The organism is Tunicatimonas pelagia, assembly GCF_030506325.1.
In the GTDB taxonomy this organism is placed as follows: domain Bacteria; phylum Bacteroidota; class Bacteroidia; order Cytophagales; family Cyclobacteriaceae; genus Tunicatimonas; species Tunicatimonas pelagia.
Window position 1 is genome coordinate 5,376,927 of record NZ_CP120683.1, and the last position, 20,048, is coordinate 5,396,974.

19 protein-coding genes are annotated in these 20,048 nt (G+C 44.9%); 10 read left to right on the plus strand and 9 right to left on the minus strand.

The features are described from left to right. Positions 1-2 precede the first annotated feature (2 nt). The 4 genes from P0M28_RS22975 (at position 3) to P0M28_RS22990 (ending at position 3,576) form a co-directional block, all read left to right on the plus strand. The gene (locus P0M28_RS22975) at positions 3-881 is read left to right on the plus strand and encodes a DJ-1/PfpI family protein (protein WP_302205449.1); all 879 of its coding nucleotides are present in this window, start codon (positions 3-5) and stop codon (positions 879-881) included. 125 nt (positions 882-1,006) lie between these two features. After that, positions 1,007-1,495 carry a hypothetical protein gene (locus P0M28_RS22980; RefSeq protein ID WP_302205451.1) on the plus strand — a complete coding sequence of 163 codons (489 nt, stop codon included), beginning with the start codon at positions 1,007-1,009 and terminating at the stop codon, positions 1,493-1,495. A 552-nt stretch (positions 1,496-2,047) separates the two neighbouring features. Beyond that, the gene (locus tag P0M28_RS22985) at positions 2,048-2,548 is read left to right on the plus strand and encodes a hypothetical protein (RefSeq protein ID WP_302205452.1); all 501 of its coding nucleotides are present in this window, start codon (positions 2,048-2,050) and stop codon (positions 2,546-2,548) included. 149 nt (positions 2,549-2,697) lie between these two features. Beyond that, a complete protein-coding gene (locus tag P0M28_RS22990; RefSeq protein ID WP_302205453.1) occupies positions 2,698-3,576 on the plus strand; it encodes a formate/nitrite transporter family protein in 879 nt (292 codons plus the stop codon). A 117-nt stretch (positions 3,577-3,693) separates the two neighbouring features. Here the strand turns inward: P0M28_RS22990 and P0M28_RS22995 are convergent, their stop codons facing one another. Both P0M28_RS22995 and P0M28_RS23000 read right to left on the minus strand, forming a co-directional pair. Then, on the minus strand, positions 3,694-4,875 hold the full coding sequence (locus tag P0M28_RS22995; protein ID WP_302205454.1) for a retropepsin-like aspartic protease family protein: 1,182 nt from the start codon (positions 4,873-4,875) through the stop codon (positions 3,694-3,696). A 672-nt stretch (positions 4,876-5,547) separates the two neighbouring features. Further along, positions 5,548-5,955: a DUF1573 domain-containing protein gene (locus P0M28_RS23000; RefSeq protein ID WP_302205455.1), complete on the minus strand. Its 408-nt coding sequence runs from the start codon at positions 5,953-5,955 to the stop codon at positions 5,548-5,550. Between the two features lie 143 nt (positions 5,956-6,098). On the opposite strand from P0M28_RS23000, the gene P0M28_RS23005 reads away from it, so the two are divergent. Both P0M28_RS23005 and P0M28_RS23010 read left to right on the plus strand, forming a co-directional pair. After that, the gene (locus tag P0M28_RS23005) at positions 6,099-7,367 is read left to right on the plus strand and encodes a sensor histidine kinase (protein ID WP_302205456.1); all 1,269 of its coding nucleotides are present in this window, start codon (positions 6,099-6,101) and stop codon (positions 7,365-7,367) included. 31 nt (positions 7,368-7,398) lie between these two features. Continuing rightward, a complete protein-coding gene (locus P0M28_RS23010; RefSeq protein WP_302205457.1) occupies positions 7,399-8,100 on the plus strand; it encodes a response regulator transcription factor in 702 nt (233 codons plus the stop codon). Between the two features lie 64 nt (positions 8,101-8,164). Here the strand turns inward: P0M28_RS23010 and P0M28_RS23015 are convergent, their stop codons facing one another. Further along, positions 8,165-8,713 (minus strand): pyridoxamine 5'-phosphate oxidase family protein, encoded by a 549-nt coding sequence (locus P0M28_RS23015; RefSeq protein ID WP_302205459.1) that lies wholly within the window; start codon positions 8,711-8,713, stop codon positions 8,165-8,167. An 84-nt stretch (positions 8,714-8,797) separates the two neighbouring features. Here P0M28_RS23015 and P0M28_RS23020 point away from each other — a divergent pair, with 84 nt between their 5' ends. The 3 genes from P0M28_RS23020 (at position 8,798) to P0M28_RS23030 (ending at position 12,342) form a co-directional block, all read left to right on the plus strand. Next, positions 8,798-10,390: a serine hydrolase domain-containing protein gene (locus P0M28_RS23020; protein ID WP_302205460.1), complete on the plus strand. Its 1,593-nt coding sequence runs from the start codon at positions 8,798-8,800 to the stop codon at positions 10,388-10,390. 1 nt (position 10,391) lies between these two features. Continuing rightward, positions 10,392-11,873: a sodium/proline symporter gene (locus P0M28_RS23025; RefSeq protein WP_302205461.1), complete on the plus strand. Its 1,482-nt coding sequence runs from the start codon at positions 10,392-10,394 to the stop codon at positions 11,871-11,873. Positions 11,874-12,087: 214 nt separating this feature from the next. Then, positions 12,088-12,342, plus strand: a complete 255-nt coding sequence (locus tag P0M28_RS23030) for a hypothetical protein (RefSeq protein WP_302205463.1) — start codon at positions 12,088-12,090, stop codon at positions 12,340-12,342. Here P0M28_RS23030 and P0M28_RS23035 read toward each other — a convergent pair. From P0M28_RS23035 to P0M28_RS23060, 6 genes are all read right to left on the minus strand, one after another. Continuing rightward, positions 12,339-14,252: a RecQ family ATP-dependent DNA helicase gene (locus P0M28_RS23035; RefSeq protein WP_302205464.1), complete on the minus strand. Its 1,914-nt coding sequence runs from the start codon at positions 14,250-14,252 to the stop codon at positions 12,339-12,341. The two genes, P0M28_RS23030 and P0M28_RS23035, sit on opposite strands and share 4 nt — an antisense overlap. Positions 14,253-14,357: 105 nt before the next feature. Then, a complete protein-coding gene (locus P0M28_RS23040) occupies positions 14,358-15,158 on the minus strand; it encodes a PhzF family phenazine biosynthesis protein (protein WP_302205465.1) in 801 nt (266 codons plus the stop codon). Beyond that, positions 15,155-15,559: a GNAT family N-acetyltransferase gene (locus P0M28_RS23045; RefSeq protein ID WP_302205467.1), complete on the minus strand. Its 405-nt coding sequence runs from the start codon at positions 15,557-15,559 to the stop codon at positions 15,155-15,157. The genes P0M28_RS23040 and P0M28_RS23045 overlap by 4 nt, the downstream gene beginning before the upstream one ends. Before the next feature lie 318 nt (positions 15,560-15,877). Continuing rightward, entirely contained in the window at positions 15,878-16,723 is an 846-nt protein-coding gene (locus P0M28_RS23050; RefSeq protein ID WP_302205468.1) for a DUF4249 family protein, read from the minus strand. A gap of 5 nt (positions 16,724-16,728) precedes the next feature. Next, positions 16,729-19,128, minus strand: coding sequence for a TonB-dependent receptor (locus P0M28_RS23055; protein WP_302205470.1), 2,400 nt, complete (start codon positions 19,126-19,128; stop codon positions 16,729-16,731). 74 nt (positions 19,129-19,202) lie between these two features. Next, complete coding sequence (locus P0M28_RS23060; RefSeq protein WP_302205471.1) at positions 19,203-19,445, minus strand: hypothetical protein; 243 nt, start codon at positions 19,443-19,445, stop codon at positions 19,203-19,205. Positions 19,446-19,589: 144 nt separating this feature from the next. Between P0M28_RS23060 and P0M28_RS23065 the strand changes: the two genes are divergently transcribed. Further along, positions 19,590-20,018, plus strand: coding sequence for an FKBP-type peptidyl-prolyl cis-trans isomerase (locus P0M28_RS23065; RefSeq protein ID WP_302205473.1), 429 nt, complete (start codon positions 19,590-19,592; stop codon positions 20,016-20,018). Positions 20,019-20,048 lie beyond the last annotated feature (30 nt).

The following is a 20,048-nucleotide window of genomic DNA, read 5'->3' on the forward strand; positions in this document are numbered from 1 at the left end:
GTATGATACGACTTTCTTTTCTTGCCTTATTACTTTGTTTCGCCTGCCAGAACTCCGCACCTACGGAAGAACCATCGGCTGACTCTCTGACCGAAGTTATTTCTGCCGAAGATTCACTGCTGATAGCGAGACTGACAAAAGATTTCACGCCCGAGAATCATTTTGATATGATGAACGAGGTCTTTGGGGCATCGGACTACCAGGTTCAAACCATCGGCATTTTGGTATACGACGGAGTGAATGATCTGGATGTGATAGGCTCGCGCTACGTACTCGGACAAACCATGGGTGCTGTCACACAGCTTATCGCTACGGAGCCAGGTAACGTCCGTACGGTGATGGGCGTTGAGATTGTACCGGATGCGGTGATCGATTCGGTTGACCAACTCGATATTCTAGTGATCCCCGGTGGCTTTCAAGGAACTATTGAAGCGGCATACGATGAGGCATTGCACGACTGGATTCGGCAGATAGACCAACAAACCACTTTCACTGCTGCGGTATGCACCGGCGGGTGGATTCTAGGGGCGACGGGCCTACTTGAGGGAAAAAGAGCGACCACCAACTGGTACCGGGCCGAAGAGATGCTGGAGAAGTTTGGTGCTACTTTTACCGACGAACGGTTTACCCGCGACGGCAAGTATTGGACTTCAGCGGGCGTAACCGCCGGAATGGATATGTCGTTGGCGATAATGGAAGAGCTGTGGGGCGAACGCTACGCGCAAGCTGTGATGCTAGACATGGAGTACGACCCAGCTCCGCCGATTGAGGGCGGGACTCCTGACAAAACTGGCGCAGTAGTCTACCAGATGATGAAGGGGATGTACGATATGGGCGTGCAGCCACTAATGGACAGCTTAGAAAATGTGCCGAATTCATAATAAAATCAACACATAGCTGCTAAAGGCCTAACAGTTTTGCCACTATTCGCAATAAACTAAACCCTGGTTGGTGCTAATACAAATCAGCGTAAAATCTTTTAAAATTCCTTTAAACTTCAATTACTATGATTCAATCCTTTTTGATTATCTTCAGTGCCGTACTTTTGCTCAGTAGTTGTCAGCCATCGGCCTCAAGCGAAACTCCGCCGAACCTTACAGAGGCTCAAGAAATCTACGCCAAAGCCATAGAAGTACACGACGAAGTGATGCCCCGTATGGATGAAATTATGCAGCTACGGCAGGCAGTAGAAGCCCGAATAGATTCACTCAATCAGGTAGATTCTGCGGCTTACGCCGACACGGTGCAGTATATGCAATTTGTAGTCCGTAATCTACAATATGCCGATCAGGGTATGATGCAGTGGATGCGTAATGTAAAGAAGGTTCCCGGTCTGGAGGAGGTACAATCTGCATACCAAGACGAAATGTCGCTGGAGGTAGTAGATACCACGAATATTGTCCAAATACAACAAAGCCAGAAGACGGCTATTGAGCAGGTAAAGCAGCAGATGGAAAGCAGCATTGAGGAGGCAAGGTCATTATTGAATGAATGATAAGATGGTAGGTACGGAGACCGGAGACCGGAGACCGGAGACCGGAGACCGGAATTTCAAGACTGAAAGTTAGAGATCAAAATTAGGGTAGAAGTATATTTGGGCTGTATTCTATCAACCGATACTCGAGTGGATACGAAAGGTTAATGAGAGCAGCACATTTACTGCTTTGGTTTGCACCGGAGGCTGGATATTGGGGACTACCAGGCTGCTGGAAGGAAAAAAAGCCAACCATCAATTGGAGGCGGAAGCCCTGAAAAACAGATAATGTAGTATACTGGAAAGTATGTATACGGTGGGGCTTACCCCACTACGCGATAGCCTAGAGAGCGTAAGAAGCAGCCGTTAAAGCGAGTGTGCACAAAGTGAGGTGTTTATGTTGCGAAAATATGCTATCGGATTAATGCCTCACTCAGCAGAGAATCCCTTATCGGGATTGCGACCAAACTCACAAAAAAAGAATAAATGGCCGAATTAAACTAAGTGAGAGTAGGATAGTTAAAGAAATAGCAAGACGATTGCTACCTTTAGCAATCTCATAGAAAACTACGCATGGAAGAACTAGGCACTTATATTCAACCTTTTTTGATTGGCCTCGGAGTAGGGCTAATTCTACTACTGATTGTTTACATTGGCGAACGCTCCAAGCGTAGCACCCTCAAGAGTGAGATAAAAACGCTGAAGAATCATTTGCAGAACAAAATGGAGATTGAGGCCGAGGCTACTGAAAATCGTCGGAAAGAGCTAGAACGGTTAAAAAAAGAAAACGAGAACCTGCGTATCACCAATCAATCATTAGCCCAGAAGCCAGGTAGACGAGAGGTGATGAACATGCACGTTTACCAGAAAGCCATTGGTATCATGACTGAAAGTGCCCAAGGTTTTGCCCCTATGTGGCAGCGGGCTTTGCGCGAAGCCGAAGCCGAAGTAGAAAAATCCGATCAGGGTTCATCGTCTTTTATCAAAAAAATTATTCCCACCCAAATCTTCGGCGGCTCATCCGAAGCGAAAAAGCTAGATTCTGGCGACGACTACGAAGGCGAGCGTTCTTAGAGGCGTTCGGAGTCCCTACTTTACTGAGCAAACAAAAGAGGTGTAAGGCTGCTTATTATACTATTTGAAACTAAAGTGTAACAGGCAGGTGCTACTCATCATCTATAGCAATAGTAGCGATATGTGTCTGGGCTATTTTTTCTTATGCCATGGATCAGGAAAAAACTTCAGTAGCGGATAACCAAACTAGCACGAAAACTTCCAACACTGATGCTGGCGAAGAGCAAGCCAGTCAGCAAGATCAGCCCAAAGAAGGCGATCAGATACTAAAAGAGCAAATACAGATGGCACTTACTGAGTACCGTCGCCACAACAAATCTTTGTTCTTTTCTTCTTTCTCCGGTGGCTTAGAGGTTGGTTTCAGCTTGTTGTTAATGGGGCTGCTGTACACCATGTTTCATGGTCAGATGACGAAGGCCGGACTAGATTTTGCGCTGGCTTTTGCCTATCCTATTGGGTTTATATTCGTTATTTTGGGGCGTTCTGAGTTATTTACGGAGCACACCACGCTAGCGGTGCTTCCGGTCTTGAACGGCTCGGCTCGGATGCTGCGGCTGTTAGAATTGTGGGGGGTTATTCTGGCCGGAAATCTGGTAGGAGGCTATGTATTCGCTTTGTTGACTACGAAAATGGCTCCTGAAATGGGTATTATTTCTGTAGAGGCCTTTGAGCACTTAGCCGAAAAAATGCTAAAGTTTAGCTGGTGGATTACCTTAGGAAGTGCCATTTTTGCGGGCTGGCTAATGGGGCTTCTATCTTGGCTCAATAGCTCTTCTCAGGAAACTATCAGTCGGATATTTATGATTGTGCTGATTACCGCTACCATTGGTTTGGCAGGGCTGCATCATTCCATTGTAGGTTCCATTGAAGTATTCGCTGGATTTTTGGTTTCACCCAAAATTACTTTTGGCGACTATTTGTTCTTTCAACTGTGGGCTACACTAGGTAATATTATTGGCGGAACCGTATTTGTGGCGGTGATTAAGTACAGCCACCTAGGAGGAAAAACGTCTATTCATAGTCAGTAATTTCACCCAAAGAACTGATTTGCCTGATTAGCTAAATTACCTTACACCCAAGTCGTCGGGTTGCACGTTTCGGGCTTGCTCAAAAATATAGGGTTGCATGGTACGAAGTAAAGAATTTTACAACGCCAGTGGGTACAGATTAATAGTTTTTACCTGATTTTGCCGACGAATAGTAACCTCCAACTGTGTTTGGCGATTAAGCAAAGCCTGCACTTCGTGGCTGCTGCGACCACTGGCCGAAATGTTATTGATCTCCACAATCTCATCATCGGGAGTAAATCCGGCCTTATCCGCCGGAGAATCTTCAAAAACGTGGCGAATCACTACTTTTTCTTGTTGATTATCGGATTTCACTACCAAGCCTGAGTACGCCAGCGAGAATTCGTTAGCGAAAGACTCGTTAGGGTGCCAGTACGATTGCTTATGATGATAATCCAAAACGATATTAAAGCGTTTAAGCAAGGCGTTACCAATGTGCCCGATCCCGTCTTTAAACGCTTTTTTGTAGTAGCGCGACTGGTTTAGTCGAATAGGAATGTCCGACAGGCTGAACCAACCGAATTCAAACTCCTGAAGCCGTCCTGAAAAGTTTCGGTCAATAACCCCTGAAAAATTCATGGTATAAATTTGGTGTGTCCGGCCAATTTTCCGCGTAAGCTGATGTTCGTCTACAAACGGAGAGTAAAGCGTAACGAAAGAACCGGAGCCATTGTCCAGCTGAAATTTACCCGAAAGGGTTTCGCCATTGCTAAGCTGGAACGATCCAGCAATGTAAGGTCGTCCCCCAATTAGATCAAAAGTTTGCTGATGATAGTTCGGTGGGGGAGTGTACGTATGCGGGTCGTGCAGAATGATGACCGATTGATCGTAGTCAATTTCTACTGTGTATTCTTTTAGAATATCCTGACCAATAATTCCGTATACTTCAGTATCTAAGGCTTTGTGCAAGTGCCGCAAAGGCAGGTGTACCATCTTCACTCGCGATAGTGTCACCTCACCTACGCGAAGCTTATTGTAGTTGGAGTAGTAGACAAACTTAGGTCCGCGCTGGCTACGAACAGTAGAAAACCCATCGTGGGTAATATCCAGATGATTCGCCTCTTTTTCACTGATTACGGTGGCTGATGCCCCGGTATCAAAAATAAATCGGAGCGGCTTAGAGTCGTTTACCTGAATATTAATGAAGATGTGGTTGTTATGCAGCGTGAAGGGGATATGGCTCAGCACAGAGGCTAATGCCTTTGCGCCAGTCATCCAAAGAAGTGTCACCAGAAGGAGAACCCGGAAAACCGAAGCCATGTTGATAAATTAATTGCGTATTGGCAAGCTATTGCTCGAGGATTAACGAAATATACATAACTTGGTTAAACAAAAAAAACTCCAAACTTATGCGGAATAAGATGGATGTGACTTTTTCAGCCTTTCTGGCTCGGTAATGTCAATCACTTACTTTTGCGAACCTCAATCCAGGTATTCTTAAGTATGCCTAGATTTCACTGTGGTGCATTAAGCTTAATAAAAGTTCTTAGCCCTAATTTCTAATTGCTTTGCATGTGATCTTGGGAAAAGAATTCGCCAGCTAGCAAAACAACGTCTCCCAGGTTTTTGTGGTATGATAAACGAAATCGGTGCTTCCTATTCTTGTTAAATAGCAATTCGTCTGCACAGGACTGGCAAAGAGGGTGAGAATTAGATAAGTAACCTATCGGCATTACATCGAAGCTTTCTTCATTGGTGCAAAGAAAGCATTCCCACATTTCATTCATATTGAAACAGCTAGTTTGAATAATTCTTCGCTCACATTTTTGAAGTGAAGGTCACTACTTTAAGAACCAAGATAACACGTGAAATTTATAGTAAAAGGCTTTTCATCGAGGGGTAGCTAAATGTAGTTTCCGTTACACTCTTTTAAAAGAAAAACCCAAGTTCTTTTTTTAAGGATCTGGGTTTTTGTGGCTACAGTGCGACAAGCTATTCCACCACAACTCCGGTGATTTTTAGCTGTTGCCACTCTTCGTTGGCGGTGGTTTTAACGGCTACAGTTTTACTAAACGCTCCTAGCTTTGCGGCGTTGTAGGTGGCTTTTATGGTTCCTTCTGCACCGGGGGCAATAGGCTGCTGAGTATAGCTGGCTACGGTGCAGCCACATGAGCCTTTAGCCTCAGTAATCACTACCGGTTCAGCTGAATTATTGGTAAAAGTAAAAGAAACCGTCTTAGGCTGCTGATGCTTAATATCCCCAAAATTGTGAGAAATAGCACTCCAGGTAAGCAAGTTGGCCTCGGGAACCGGATTGGCAGCCAATGATAGTGCCGACTGGGCCTGTACGCTAAAAGCGCAGCAAACGCTTAAGATAAAAACGATCAACAGATTTTTCATAGCAATAAATGTTTACGTGAGAAAATTGATACGATTCAAAGGTAGGGAAGCTGGTAGAAAGGGGCTGTTAACAAAACCCTAAGATTTGTTAACGAAATGTTAATGTCGTTTTCAAATGCCGAAAAGTGCTTATTTTCGTAGCTATGAAGAATATTGCCATCCGCTGGGTAGTTGCTTTTGGAATCATTACGGTGCTCGGAATTGTGGCCGCTCAGTCGTTTTGGGTCATCAAAATCTGGAACGCCGAAGAGCGTAAGCTAAATCAGCAGGTTTACGTGGCTCTGAAAGAAGTAGCGGTTCAACTGGCCGATCACTACCAAAGTATGACCACTTCGGGACATCCGGTGAAGCAGATGACCGAAGACTACTACGTGGTAGAAATCAACGATGTGGTAGATGCTCGGGTATTGGAGCACTACCTAAAAACGGCTCTGGTAAAAGCCAACGTAATGGCTGATTTTGAGTACGCTATTTACGATTGCCGTAAAAACCAGATGGTTTGCGGAAACCGAGTAAGCATACTGAATGCGAACGTCAGCGAGCGTAGTAACTGGGGGATGCCGCTCTACAAAAAATATACTTACTACTTCGGAGTGTATTTTCCTAATAAGTCCAGCTACGTGTTTTCGGAGATGGATACTTGGTTTATGCTGTCGGCCGTGCTGCTGTTGGTTATTCTATTCTTTGGCTACACGCTTATGGTCATTCTACGGCAAAAGCGGTGGTCAGAGCTTCAGAAGGATTTTATCAATAACATGACCCACGAGTTTAAAACGCCCATTGCTACCATTAATGTGTCAGCCGATGTGCTGCAAACGCCCCGCATTTTAGAGCAACCTCAACGATTGCAGAACTACGCCCAGATTATTAAAGAACAAAGTTTGCGCCTTAATGGCCAAGTAGAAAAGGTGTTACAGGTAGCAAAATTAGAGCAACGAGCTCTATGCTTACACACCGAAACCTTAGATTTGGTGGGGGAACTAGACAAAATCTGCGTTGGGTTCCGGACCCACTACGAAGGGCAGGCAATTTTGAAGACACATTTTGAAAATAAACCGCTGGGTATTATTGCTGACCCTATGCACTTTTGTAGTGTTGTTCAAAATTTACTAGACAATGCGGTGAAGTATAGCGACAGTCTGGCCGAAGTTTTATTGCGAGCCGAGCAACGGGACAACGCCGTTCACGTTATTATTGAAGACCAAGGTAGGGGAATTCCTGCCGAGTATATTTCTAAAGTGTTCCACAAATTCGTCAGGGTTCCCACTGGTAATCAGCATGATGTGAAGGGGTTTGGATTGGGACTATACTACGTGGAGCGTATCTGCAAACTACATCATTGGAAAATAGGGATTCAGAGTGAACTAGGAAAAGGTACCCGGTTTACGATTGGTATTCCTCTGATTAATTGAAAACTAATGTAGGTAGGTACTAATAATGGATATGAACGCAAAAGCAACACTGCTCTACGTAGAAGATGATGATAGTCTGCGCTACGTAACCCAAGATAACCTCTCACTGGCCAATTATCAGGTGGTAGCGTGCGCCGACGGACAGGCTGCGCTAGAAGCGTTTCGCGACCAACCCATCGATTTGTGCATTATTGATGTAATGCTCCCCAAGATAGATGGACTCGCCGTTGCTCGTAAAATTCGTCAACTCAATAATCAGATTCCGATCTTATTTCTTTCGGCCAAATGTTTGAAGGAAGATCGGATAGCGGGACTTAAGTTAGGAGCCGATGACTACGTGACTAAACCGTTCAGTATTGAGGAGCTGGTGCTTAAAGTAGACATTTTTCTCCGCCGTAGTAAATTATCCCAACCAACTGTAACTCCTGCCAACAATCTGGCCACTATTGGCAGCTACCGCTTCAATGAGGCGCAGCAACAGCTAATCTATCAAGACGAAACCCGCGATCTCACGCATCGGGAGTCCGCTTTGCTGGGGTACTTGAATGCTCACGTTAATCAGGTGGTGAAGCGGGAAGATATTTTAGCCGCCATTTGGGGCGAAGATGATTACTTTGCGGGCCGTAGCCTCGATGTTTTCATTTCCCGTCTACGAAAGTACTTACAAAAAGATTCTACCATCTTAATTGAAAATATTCACGGAGTAGGCTTCCGGCTATTGGTAGCGGAATGATGATTGGTGAGTAATGATTAATGACTGATTTCATCATCATTCATTAGTCATTACTAATCAATCATTAAAAACTTAGCGGAGTAGGTAAGCCATCTAAACTCTGATTATTCTTCTTTTGCTGATAGTCCTGAATGCCATCTGCTCCTTTAGTCTCGGCCCAGTCAGTCAGCGTATCGCGGTTATGTTTGAATTCCATTACCGGAACCCCAAAGCCGCAGGAGGTTTGCGTCTGAGTAATATGGTTCACAATAATCTGCCGTGCTCCGGGCAGTTCATCGAAGTGAGGCATGAGTTGCTGCCAACGTTCGGTGCGGGGTAGTACCACCTCACCTTTCCCATAAATTCGGAATATTTTAGGCTTTTCGCCGAACGAGCACCACATAAATGTGACTCGTCCATTTTCGTGAATGTGCGCCGAAGTCTCGTTGCCGCTTCCGGTAATATCCAGGTAGGCCACGGTTTTTTCATCCAGTACACGAAAACTATCTAGCCCTTTGGGAGAAAGGTTGATATGCCCGTCGGCTTGCAACGGAGCTGTAGCCACAAAATACATGGGCTGCTGCTCAATCCAGGTAATTTGGTTTTCAGAGAGGTGAGTGGTAAAACTGGCCATGAATTAGCGTATTTATTGAAATTGAATAGGGTAAGATTACACAAATTTAGCAGAATTGTTAATTTTGGTTTCATCCAAGTGATTATGAACATATATATCCGCTTTATTGTAGGCTGGTTGCTTTTGGGACAGCTTGCTCATACAACTTTTGCTCAAACAACAGCTTTAGTAGAACCACAAATTGACCAGGTTTTTCAGACTTTCGCCCAGCAAGATGATTTTCAGGGAGCAGTACTGGTAGGATACCAAAATGAAGTTTTGTACGAAAAGGCGTTTGGGCTAGCTAATCGAGAGTGGGATATTGCCAATACAGTAGAGACTAAGTTTAATTTGGCCTCAATCAGTAAGCAGTTTACCGCCGCTATTATTCTGCAACTGGTGGAGGAGGGAGAGCTAAAGCTCAACCAAACCATCGCTGATTATTATCCGCAGTACCGCAAGGATGTAGGAAAACAAGTAACGCTGCACCAACTGCTAACCCACCAGTCAGGTATTCCTAATTATACCAGTTTACCATCGGTTTGGTCAGATTCGCTGTACCGCAAGTACAGCCGGGAGGAACTAGTGAATAAGTTTGCGAGTGGAGATTTAGAGTTCAAACCCGGTTCTCAGTATCAGTACAACAACTCGGGCTACCTTATTCTGAGCCGTATTATTGAGCAAGTAACGGCCAAACCCTTTGATAAAGTGTTTGAAGAAAGAATCGCCCAGCCCCTTGGGCTTCAGTATACCGGAACCGATGATCGCCAGAAAATCATTCCTCAGCGCGCCTCAGGTTATGCAAAAACATCGGGTGGGTACGAAAACGTGTACAGTATGTACATGCAAAACCTACAAGGTGCGGGAAATCTTTACGGTACCGTAGGCGATTTATTTCAGTGGGGGCAGACTTTGTTCGGTGAGAAACTATTATCCGCCAAAGCAGTAGATCGGATGACTCGACCCTACACCGATGTGAATCAGCAATGGATTCCCCCGTACGAGAACCGCTACGGCTACGGGCTGGGCATAGCGAAGATTCCCCTGCCGGATCAGAAGCCTACGGCAATGGCTTTTCACAGCGGGCATATTCGGGGCTTTAGCGGATTCTTCGCGTACTATCCGGCAGAAGAGTATACGGTCATCATTCTCAGCAATACCGGCGAAGTGAGTACGGCTCGGATGAACCTGATTAACCTGGAGGTAGCCCAGGTACTGAATAAAGTTCTTGCTCCGAATAATTCTTCGAAGGCTTCCCCGAAAGCTTCTACCAAACGTAAGTCCAAGAAGAAGCGATCAGTTGCTGCTAAGGATTTAGACCAGGAGCGTGACTTAGAAAAAGCAATGACTTTAGCTTGGGAAGCGGGTGGAGCTGAAGCAGCCCGACAACAGTACCATACTTTGCTGGAGCGTTTTCCGTATGACTATCCTGATACCCAAGCAATACTGAGCCGATTCTCGCAATCGCTGCTAAAAGAGAAAGATACGGAAGGAGCACTGGCCATAGCTGAACTCAACAGTCGGAGTAATCCGCACTGGCAAACGTTTACTGAGTTAGCCATTTTACAACAGCAAGCCGGTCAGAAAGACGTAGCAGCCCAGTACTATCAGAAAGCCATTAGTGTTAACCCCAATCGTACCGAAGAAGAGCAGCGAGCATTTCAGGCGGCACAAAAGGCGTTAAAAATTCTCCTGTAGCGTGCTGACTAACTACATTGTTCTGGCGCTCTATCTGGGCATACTATTGCTCATTGGAGTAGTAGCGGCTCGGCAGGTAAAAGATATTAAAGATTACTACGTAGGCGGTAAGCGACTTAGCTACTGGGTAGTGGCGTTCTCATCGCGGGCTACCGGTTCTTCGGCTTGGGTGCTACTGGGGTTATCGGGCATGGGGGCTATTTGGGGCGTTTTTGCCTACTGGGTAGTAGTGGGCACGGTGTCCGGCGTAGCCATCTCCTGGTTTGTAATGGGCAAACCCTTCAAACACTTAACCGATCGCTTCGACTCGATTACCATTCCTGACTATCTGGAGAGCCGCTTTCAGGCTACCTCACCTCGGATTAGGTTAGTAGCTGCTTTAGCCCTGACCTTTTTCGTTACTATCTACGTCAGTGCCCAGATTGATGCTACGGGCACCGCTTTTGAATCATTTCTAGATTGGAATTACTACACCGGAGCCGTGGTCGGGTTCATTATTGTAGTGCTATACATGTCGTTCGGAGGATTTATTGCCGTGGCTTGGTCGGATGTATTTCAGGGAGGGATCATGTTACTGGGACTAGTTTTGCTGCCTCTAGTTATGCTCACCCAAATATCGGGTAGTCTATCCCAAGAAATTCGGGCGGTAGATGCTGATCTGCTAAGTTTCTTGGGACCGGGTGGGTTTTCTGCATTAAATCTGGCTAAGATTATTGGGTTCGTTATGATTGGATTAGGGTTTCTGGGTTCTCCTCAACTGTTTGTCCGGTATATGTCTATCCGGCAAGAATCTGAAATTGACCGGGGCAAATGGGTTTCGGTGCTATTAACTTTTACCATGAATTTCTCGGCGGTAAGCTTAGGTATCTTGGGGCGAACGCTCTTCACCTCCGCCGGTGATGATCCTACTCAAGTTTTGGGCAATGGTGGACAGGAAGTCTTGCTCTACGCTGCCGGGCAGCTATTACCCGCCGTACTAAGTAGTTTCTACATTGCCGCCGTGCTGTCAGCCATCATGTCTACCATTGACTCACTTTTAGTAGTGGCCTCTAGTGCCGTTAGCCGGGATTTATACCAAAAAGTATATCATCCATCGCTTAGCGATAAAGAATTATCTGCTTTTTCTACGCGGGTCACGCTATTGCTATCCATTGTTTCGCTGGTATTAGCACTGGCGGTAGCCTACTTTTCACCGACCCGTACTATCTTTTGGTTCGTCATCTTTGGCTGGTCGGGTATTGCGGCTACTTTTTGTCCCATGATAATTTTGTCTTTGTTCTGGGATAAATACACCGAACCGGGAGCTCTAGCCTCAATGGTAACTGGTTTCTTAAGCGTTCCCTTCTTCAAATTTATACTTCCTCAGTGGGAAGCTGCTGCACCCTATCTGATAAATATGGCCGAATTGTTTCCTTCTTTTATATTATCACTTCTGGCAGGTTACATAGTAAGTAGTAAGAGACACTCACTACAAAGCAGTTAATTTATTACATTGCCAAAAAAAAATTTATATCATCATCCGTTAACACCTTGATTTTACTATTTCGGGTAAAAACCGCTGTCTAGGCTAATAGAAGGATGTAAAATTGTATTATTTAGAAAATACTGATTGTTTTTAAATTAAAAATATGCAAAATTTTGGAAAAATAATACATAAGTACTATTTTGCATATAAATAGTTAAAAATACAGTTCGTTATGGATAACCTATACTCTTTTCATAAATTATCGCTTGAAGAAAGAACGCAGTACGTACTAGGTAATGGACAACTCCTGTGTAGTCGGTACTTTGCCGGAAGAAAGGTGTTTCTCTACTACACTGGTCGATTTTTCGCTGAAATTTGGTTTGACACTCGCAAAAGCAAGGTCTCTAACATTATTCCGTTCACTACAACTAAGTGCCTGAAGCCTTATCTGGATCTTATTAATATTAATGACGCATTTGTATGCTAGCTCACCGTAAGGCAACCCTGACCATCGTAAAAAATATCTCCCTGATCTAGCATCTCTTTTATTACACTAGCTAACGTAACCTCGTCAATTTGCCCTAATGCCATTATGAGTTTCTCAGGTGGCTGGGGCGATTGATTTAATTGCTGAATAACGATTCCTCTGGTTTTTTCCTGTTCAGCGCGGGGAAGTTGTGTGGATTTCCCTTTTCTTCTTTGTAAACAGTGGTCACAAACTCCGCAGTCTACCGGATAATTTTCTCCAAAATAATCTAATAGTAACTGAGTGCGACAGCGTATGGGGTGCGTTACGTAGTGCGTAACCGCTTTCACCTTCGAGGCATACAGTTCTTTTTTTTCTTGAAGCTTGGCGGCTGAAAGCGGAAGCTGCCGAGCATCGTGTCGGGGAGTCATAAAAACTAACTGGGGCCGATCTTTGCGGGGTAGGTAGTTGATGATTTCCCGCTCGTGCAAGTTTTTCAACTTTATCATCACATTGTTGACGGACGTTTGTAATAGTTGAGCAAGCTGAGATTCAGAAACAGCAATATAATTAGCGTACAATTCACCGCCGTAAATGCGTAGCAAAGCGTTAACAATGGGTTCTAAAGCAGCATTGGCAATCCTGAATTTGTACAGTTCCTGATAATCTACCCGAAAGTGTAGGGTAGACGACTGAAAAAAGCTGTCGTTGAGTTGGAGTAGGCCTTCCTCGGCCAGCCTTTTTATTGAGTGAAATACTTCAATAGGGTTGAGACCATACGTTTCAGCAAAGTGAGTGAGATCGAAATCATAGCTGGAGAGCTGACTACTTCCAACCGCAACTTTTAAATAGTTCGCTATATTTTGATAAACTGCGCGAATGAAATCTACCGATGGAAAGGACGTCTCAATGCGCTTAGTCAAATTATCCAGATCATTTTGATCGTATAAAACTACCGCGTACGCTTTTCTTTCGTCCCGGCCAGCGCGACCGGCTTCTTGGTAGTAAGCCTCCAGCGTGTCGGGTAAGTCTAGATGTACTACCAAACGAACATCCGGTTTATCAATTCCCATACCGAAGGCATTGGTAGCCACAATTACCCGGGTTTTGTTTTGAATCCAGGCGTCTTGCTTATCGGCTCGTTCTTCGGCAGTAAGTCCGGCGTGGTAGTAGTCAGCCGAAATATTTTTACTCTGTAGTTTCTTAGCAATAATGCGGGTTCGCTTTCGGCTGCGGGCGTACACCACAGCGGTACCCGGAACCCCGGCTAGCGTTTTTAGCAGTCGTCGGTCTTTATCCTCTTCGTAGAAAGAAGAATAGGAAAGATTAGCCCGAGCGAAGCTTTTCTGAAATACCTTTTCATTCTGAAACTGAAGCTTACCCTGAATATCCTGCTTTACCGAGTCCGTAGCGGTGGCGGTAAGTGCAATTACATTTACGTCAGGGATTTCCGCTCTGAAATCAGCGATCTTCAAATAAGGCGGACGAAAATCGTATCCCCACTGCGAAATACAGTGTGCTTCGTCTACAGCAAGTAGGCTAATTTGCATTCGGCGCGCTCGTTCCAGAAAAAGATCGGTTTTAAGCCGTTCGGGAGAAACGTACAGGAATTTGATGTTGCCGAATACACAATTGTCAAGATGAAAGTCAATCTCCCGAGCACTCATACCAGAGTAGATTGCTACTGCCGGAATGTTTCTTTTCTTTAGCTGTTCCACCTGATCTTTCATCAGGGCAATCAGCGGGGAGATAACAACGCACACCCCTTCTCGCATTAGCGCCGGAACCTGAAAGCAAATACTCTTGCCGCCTCCGGTAGGTAACAAAGCCAATGTGTCGTGGCCCGCTAGTACCGCATCAATAATATCTTCCTGTAGCGGGCGAAAGGCCGGATAGCCCCAGTATTGCTGAAGAATGGCGTGGGCGGACATTTTATTTTATTGCTGATTGGCTAAATTGTTCAATTACTGAATGGTTTGGTTACTAAGGAAGGAAGTAGAAGGTTTGGGTTGTTGATTCTTATCATTTTCCTTCGGCTATATTTCTATCGCTCCGTGCAGATATTTTATTGCTTTACCACTGATGTTTACTCTTTCCAGCTCCTGATCTAATTCACAAAATAATGTTCCTCCCCGTTCTGATATTTGTAACGCCCGAAATTTGGTTTTCTTCAATCTCTCCGACCAAAACGGGATTAATGTGCAATGAGCAGAACCCGTGACCGGGTCTTCGAATACACTGGCCTGGGGAGTGAATAGCCTGGATACAAAATCGACATCTCTCGAGTGTCCTTTTGCGGTTACAATTATTCCTCCGGGGTCTATATTGATTTGGTTGAGTATTGAAGTGTCTGGCTTAATATTCCTGATATCGTCTTCACTATCATAAAGAAGCAGATAGTCGCGCGCTTTCCATACTTCTTTGGGTTTAAGGTTTAAACCATCTTTTATAATTTGAGGTAGTGCCGACTTTTTCGGCGGTCTTGCGGGAAAGTTAAGCTCAAATAAATCGTTAACTTTTCTTACATTCAGCACCCCGCTTTGTGTCTCAAAGATAATTTCATTTTCAGAATACCCACATTCTTCAAAGAGAACAAAGGCGGTGGCTAAAGTGGCGTGACCACATAGGTCTATTTCAAATTCGGGGGTAAACCACCTTAAGTGAAAGGTATTATTAGGGTGCTTGACGAAGAAGGCGGTCTCAGCAAGATTGTTCTCGGCGGCTATCTGTTGCAAAACCGTATCTTCGAGCCATTCATCCAGGGGGCAAACGGCTGCTGGGTTTCCGCCAAACAACTTATCAGTAAACGTATCAATCTGATAGATTTCAATTTTCATCGCTGTAAATACATACCCCTCGACTCGGGTAACGTATCGTTAAAGCCAAATTTTTTGTACAGAAAAGAAGCGTCTCCGTCGGCAATTAGGCTAACATAACAGGATTTAGGCAAGTTGCTTTCTATAAACCTGATAATATTTTCCATAATTAACTTTCCCAGGCCTTTTCCCTGAAATTCAGGAAGAACACAGATGTCTACCACTTGGCAGAAACATCCTCCATCACCAATAATCCTTCCCATACCAATTATTTTGCTGTTGGATTCTAACATGATAGCGTACAGCGAATTAGTAAGACCTACCTCAGCAGCTTCTTTGGTTTTAGCAGATAGTCCTGCGGAAACTCTCAGGTATCGATAAACCTCAACGGGAATCTGTTTTTCAATAATATTAACTTCCAAAATTTTACAGTTCTTTATTGCCCAATTGCTCAACCGTGCCCACGGACAGGCGGGTTGCTGAAGATATTAGGCGATAGTCAACAGGTTAAAAGATTAAGGTGTTAAAGTGTTCATGGGTTATGGTGTTAGCGTAGTTTGATGTACAATGTTGGAAATTGGTCATTGGTCATTAGATTACGAGCTTGGGATAGTTGGTTGCGAGAGAAATAAATTTTTACTTCCGTTTTCCGTTCTCCATTACTCACTATCCACTATCAATTAATCATCAGTCACTATTCATCACTCATTAATCATCAATCATTATTCACCGCTAACTGTTCATTTCACCGTAGATCCTCCCGAAATGGCTGAAGAAACCTGAAAGAAACCCAGGGGCAGTTCCTGCGGATTGGTGAGGTTTCTGATGGTAGAAGTAGGGTTGCGAGGCGGGCCGCTAAACAAACCACCGTCGTTAAAGAGCAGTTCTTGTAGCTGAGTATAATAATCGTACTGACCTGGGTTGAGACTGAACATTTCAATGCGTACCGAGTCGCCGAGTTCAAAGGCGTAGTTGGCCAACTGAAGGGTATCAATTTGTTCGGTAAGAAATTCGTCGCTCTGAATCAATAAATCTTCGCGAGCGTTGTACAGCGAATCATCTTCGTAAACTAAGAAGCGGTAATAATTAGTCCCTCGCTCCTTAGGGGTGCGTCCGCTAAAAAAGAAGTAGTAGCCATCGTCTAGAAAAAACAAGTCTTCCAGAAAACGGTAACTGAACGAGTCTACTTCGGCCACCGGAAGCACCGTGCCCCGGCCTTCGTAAACCTGCTCTTGGTAATTTACCGTAAGGGTGTAGGTATTTCCCGAGTCTATCGGAATTTCATCCGTGAAATAGAATCCTGCCGAATCTTCCTGTTCAATCAGTACGTAATCTTGTTCATTGGCTTGATCCCGAATAATTACTTGGGCATCAGATACTGGCACTGAGGCATTGGCATCGTAGTAATTCCCGGTGGTAGTAAGCCGCACCCGAGCATGGTTTCTTTCGGGAGCAAATTCCCAGTAGGTAAGGTTACCTTCAATCACTAACTTGGGATTCTCATTAGGCAGATCAAGAGTAATTTCTTCCTGACAAGCAATAAGGGCCAAAAGCGAGATAGCGGAAAATAGTGTAAATAGTCGCATACCGGCTAGAATTTAAAGTTGTAGGTAATTGACGGGATAAATCGGAATAAATACGTTTTTATTGAGCCAGGTCGCTGAGTAGTAATGGGTTCATCGTCCGCTCCTGGGTCAAACGAAACATCATCGTTGTATACATCTTCAAAAGTAATGACGAACGGGTTTTTGCGACCGTACACATTGTATACCGAAAAGCTCCAGTTGCTCTTCCAACGCCGTTCTTCATTATTCTTATTCTCAAGTACTACCGAAACATCGAACCGATGGTAATCGGGCATCCGAAAGGCATTTCGCTCACCTTCACCGTAGTACGGAACCGATAAGCCATTTAGTTGGTAACGGCCAGATGGAAAGGAAACGGCTGTTCCAGTGCTATAGACCCAGTTGCCTGATAAGGTAAGCCGAGGGTTGAGCTGATGAGAAAGTACCAGCGCAATATCATGAGTTCGGTCGTAGCGGGCGTTGTAGGGCTGACCTAAGTTAATTCCGTCAATTTGCTGACGAACGCGGGAGAGGGTATAGGCAATCCAGCCGGTAGTGCGGCCTACATCTTTCCGAAGCAGAAACTCAGCTCCGTAGGCCCAGCCTCTACCAACCGAAATTTCTGTTTCCAGATTCTCATTGAGTAGAATATCGGTTCCGGTCAGAAAATCGATAATATCGTGCATCCATTTATAGTAAACCTCCACCGAGGCTTCTATGGTATTTTGCCGTAGGTTTTGAAAATATCCCAGTGCTAACTGATCGCCCACCATCGGTGGAACGTAGGTGTCTGCTGGAATCCATCGGTCAATGGGCAAACCAGCGGTGGCGTTGGAGGCAATCTGCACGTACTGTCGCATTCGGTTATAAGAAAACTTCAGTGATTTTTCACTATCGAGCAAGTACCGCATTCCGAAGCGGGGTTCGGCACCGTGGTAACTTTCTATATTTTCCAATCGGTCGTACTGGGTTTCACCGCTGATCGTTTCGTCCGATAAAGGCTGGCCTTCCTCGTATTGCAGTACCGTGCCCGGGCCAATGTGCTGGAAATAAGAATAGCGTAATCCGTACTCCATCGATATACGCGGGCTTAGCTGATGGTTGTTTCCAATGTAAACGGCGTGCTCCAGGGCATATTTATTGTCTAGTATGAGTGGCACGAAGTTAAGACCCTCACCCTGAGGAATGATTCGGGCTGGTTCAAAATCGAAATGGGAAATGTGGTAGCCAAAGTCAATGGCCAGATTAGGAGAAGCAAAGAAGTTGCCATCAAATTTGGCACTGTATTCCTTCAAGCGCGATGTCCAGGTAAACTCCGCCGTCTCAGCATCAATATCGAAGCCGTAGTCAAAATTGCTGTACACTAGCGTGGTGTTGAAAAATACTTTATCTGATAACAAGTGGTTCCAGCGTAGGGTAGCCGTAGCGTTTCCCCAGTCTAAGCCAAACTGATCGGCAATACCGAATTTATCCCGGCCGAAGTAGCCTGATAAAAATAGCCGATTACGATCGTTCAGCGTGTAGTTCGCTTTAGCATTAAAATCGTAGAAATACAGAATATTGTCTCGTATATCTTCGTCGGGAGATAATCGCAGGAACAAATCAGCGTAGGTACGTCTTCCCGACAGAATAAAGGAAGATTGATCTTTTTTAATTGGCCCTTCTACGGTTAGTCGGCTAGAGATTAGCCCAATCCCTCCCGATACTCTAAACTTCTTACTGTTTCCTTCCTTCATTTGGATGTCCAAAATAGAAGATAATCGGCTACCAAAGCGAGCGGGAATTCCTCCTTTGTAGATCTCGATATTCTTAATGGCATCAGGGTTAAAAACTGAAAAGAAACCCAGAAAGTGGGAAGGGTTGTATACGGTGGCTCCGTCGAGCAGCACCAGGTTCTGATCGGCAGACCCGCCCCGCACAAATAATCCGGTGGTGCCTTCACCGGCACTGATTACGCCTGGCAGTAACTGCACAGTTTTAATAATATCTACCTCACCGAAAAGTGCGGGCAACCGCTGTACTTTTTCTATTTGTAACTTCTCCCGACTCATGGCTACATCTTGCACGTTGGCATCGGGCCGATCCGCCGAAACAATTACCTCCTGCAATTCTACCTCCCCCGAGGTTAGCTCTACGGATAACGTTTGATTCGCCTTAAGAGAAATAGTTTTTTCTACTGCCTGGTAGCCCAAGTAGGAGAACGTAAACGTGTAGTCGCCGGGAGCTAGCGTGAGCGAGTAAAAACCGTAAACATTTGTGGTGGTGCCGGTGCCCGACCGTTCTTTAATGGTAACGGTCGCTCCAATGAGATCTTCTCCGCTCGAGGCATCTCGTACGTAGCCGTTTAAGGTGAATGATGATTGACTAAAAGCAAAAAGCGGGAGAAGGACACCGATAGTGAGGAATCCGAAAAACAAGCGGGGCATTACTTCTTTGTGGGTTTCCAGATTTTAACGGCCTGAAAAAATATAAGTTCTACAAATGCGTGAGGAAAATAAATTTACGCTACTCTCAGTGGAGACGGATACACTGGTTCGTCGAGTGCAAAGCTTCGGTTTAGCTCAGCAAAGGTTTCTTGTTTGGCTTGCTGAAAAGCAGCTTCCCATAATTCATCGCGGAGCTGACCCTCTTGCTTGTATAGTAAGTACAATCCTTCCAACCGGGCTAGGGTGCCGGTCATCTGATGGTTGAGGCGAGATACAATTTCGTTTAATGCTAATTCGGGGCTTTGTGGTGAAGGCATAGTGAAGCTGTTAATTTTTTAGGAAGATATAGCATCTATCATATAAAAGGCTAACTAATTCGGTGAGTGGGAATTATTGCTCGGCTGAACGGCTTCTCTTAGCGACGAAATTATTCACTTATTTTTTATTTAAATAACCAACGCATGACCGCAGCAAAAGCAGGCGACACTGTACAAGTACATTATACCGGAACGCTTACTGATGGCACTGAATTTGACTCTTCCCGCAAGCGCAATGAGCCTCTTCAGTTTACCTTAGGAAAAGGCCAAATGATTGCCGGGTTTGAAAAAGCAGTAGATGGTATGAACGTGGGGGAGAGCAAACAAGTAAATATTCCGAGCCAGGAAGCTTACGGAGAAGTAAAGAAAGAGATGATTATGGAAGTTTCTAAAGGCGACTTCCCGCCTGATATTACTCCGGCAGTAGGTCAGCAACTGGCCGTGAACGCCCAAGGGCAGCAAGTACCTGTCACCATCACTGAGATAAAGGATGATAAGGTAGTACTAGATGCAAACCACCCTTTGGCAGGGAAGGATTTGCTATTTGATATTGAATTGGTGAAAATCACGTAAAATTCTACTAAGAATCTAAACTAAGTTCGG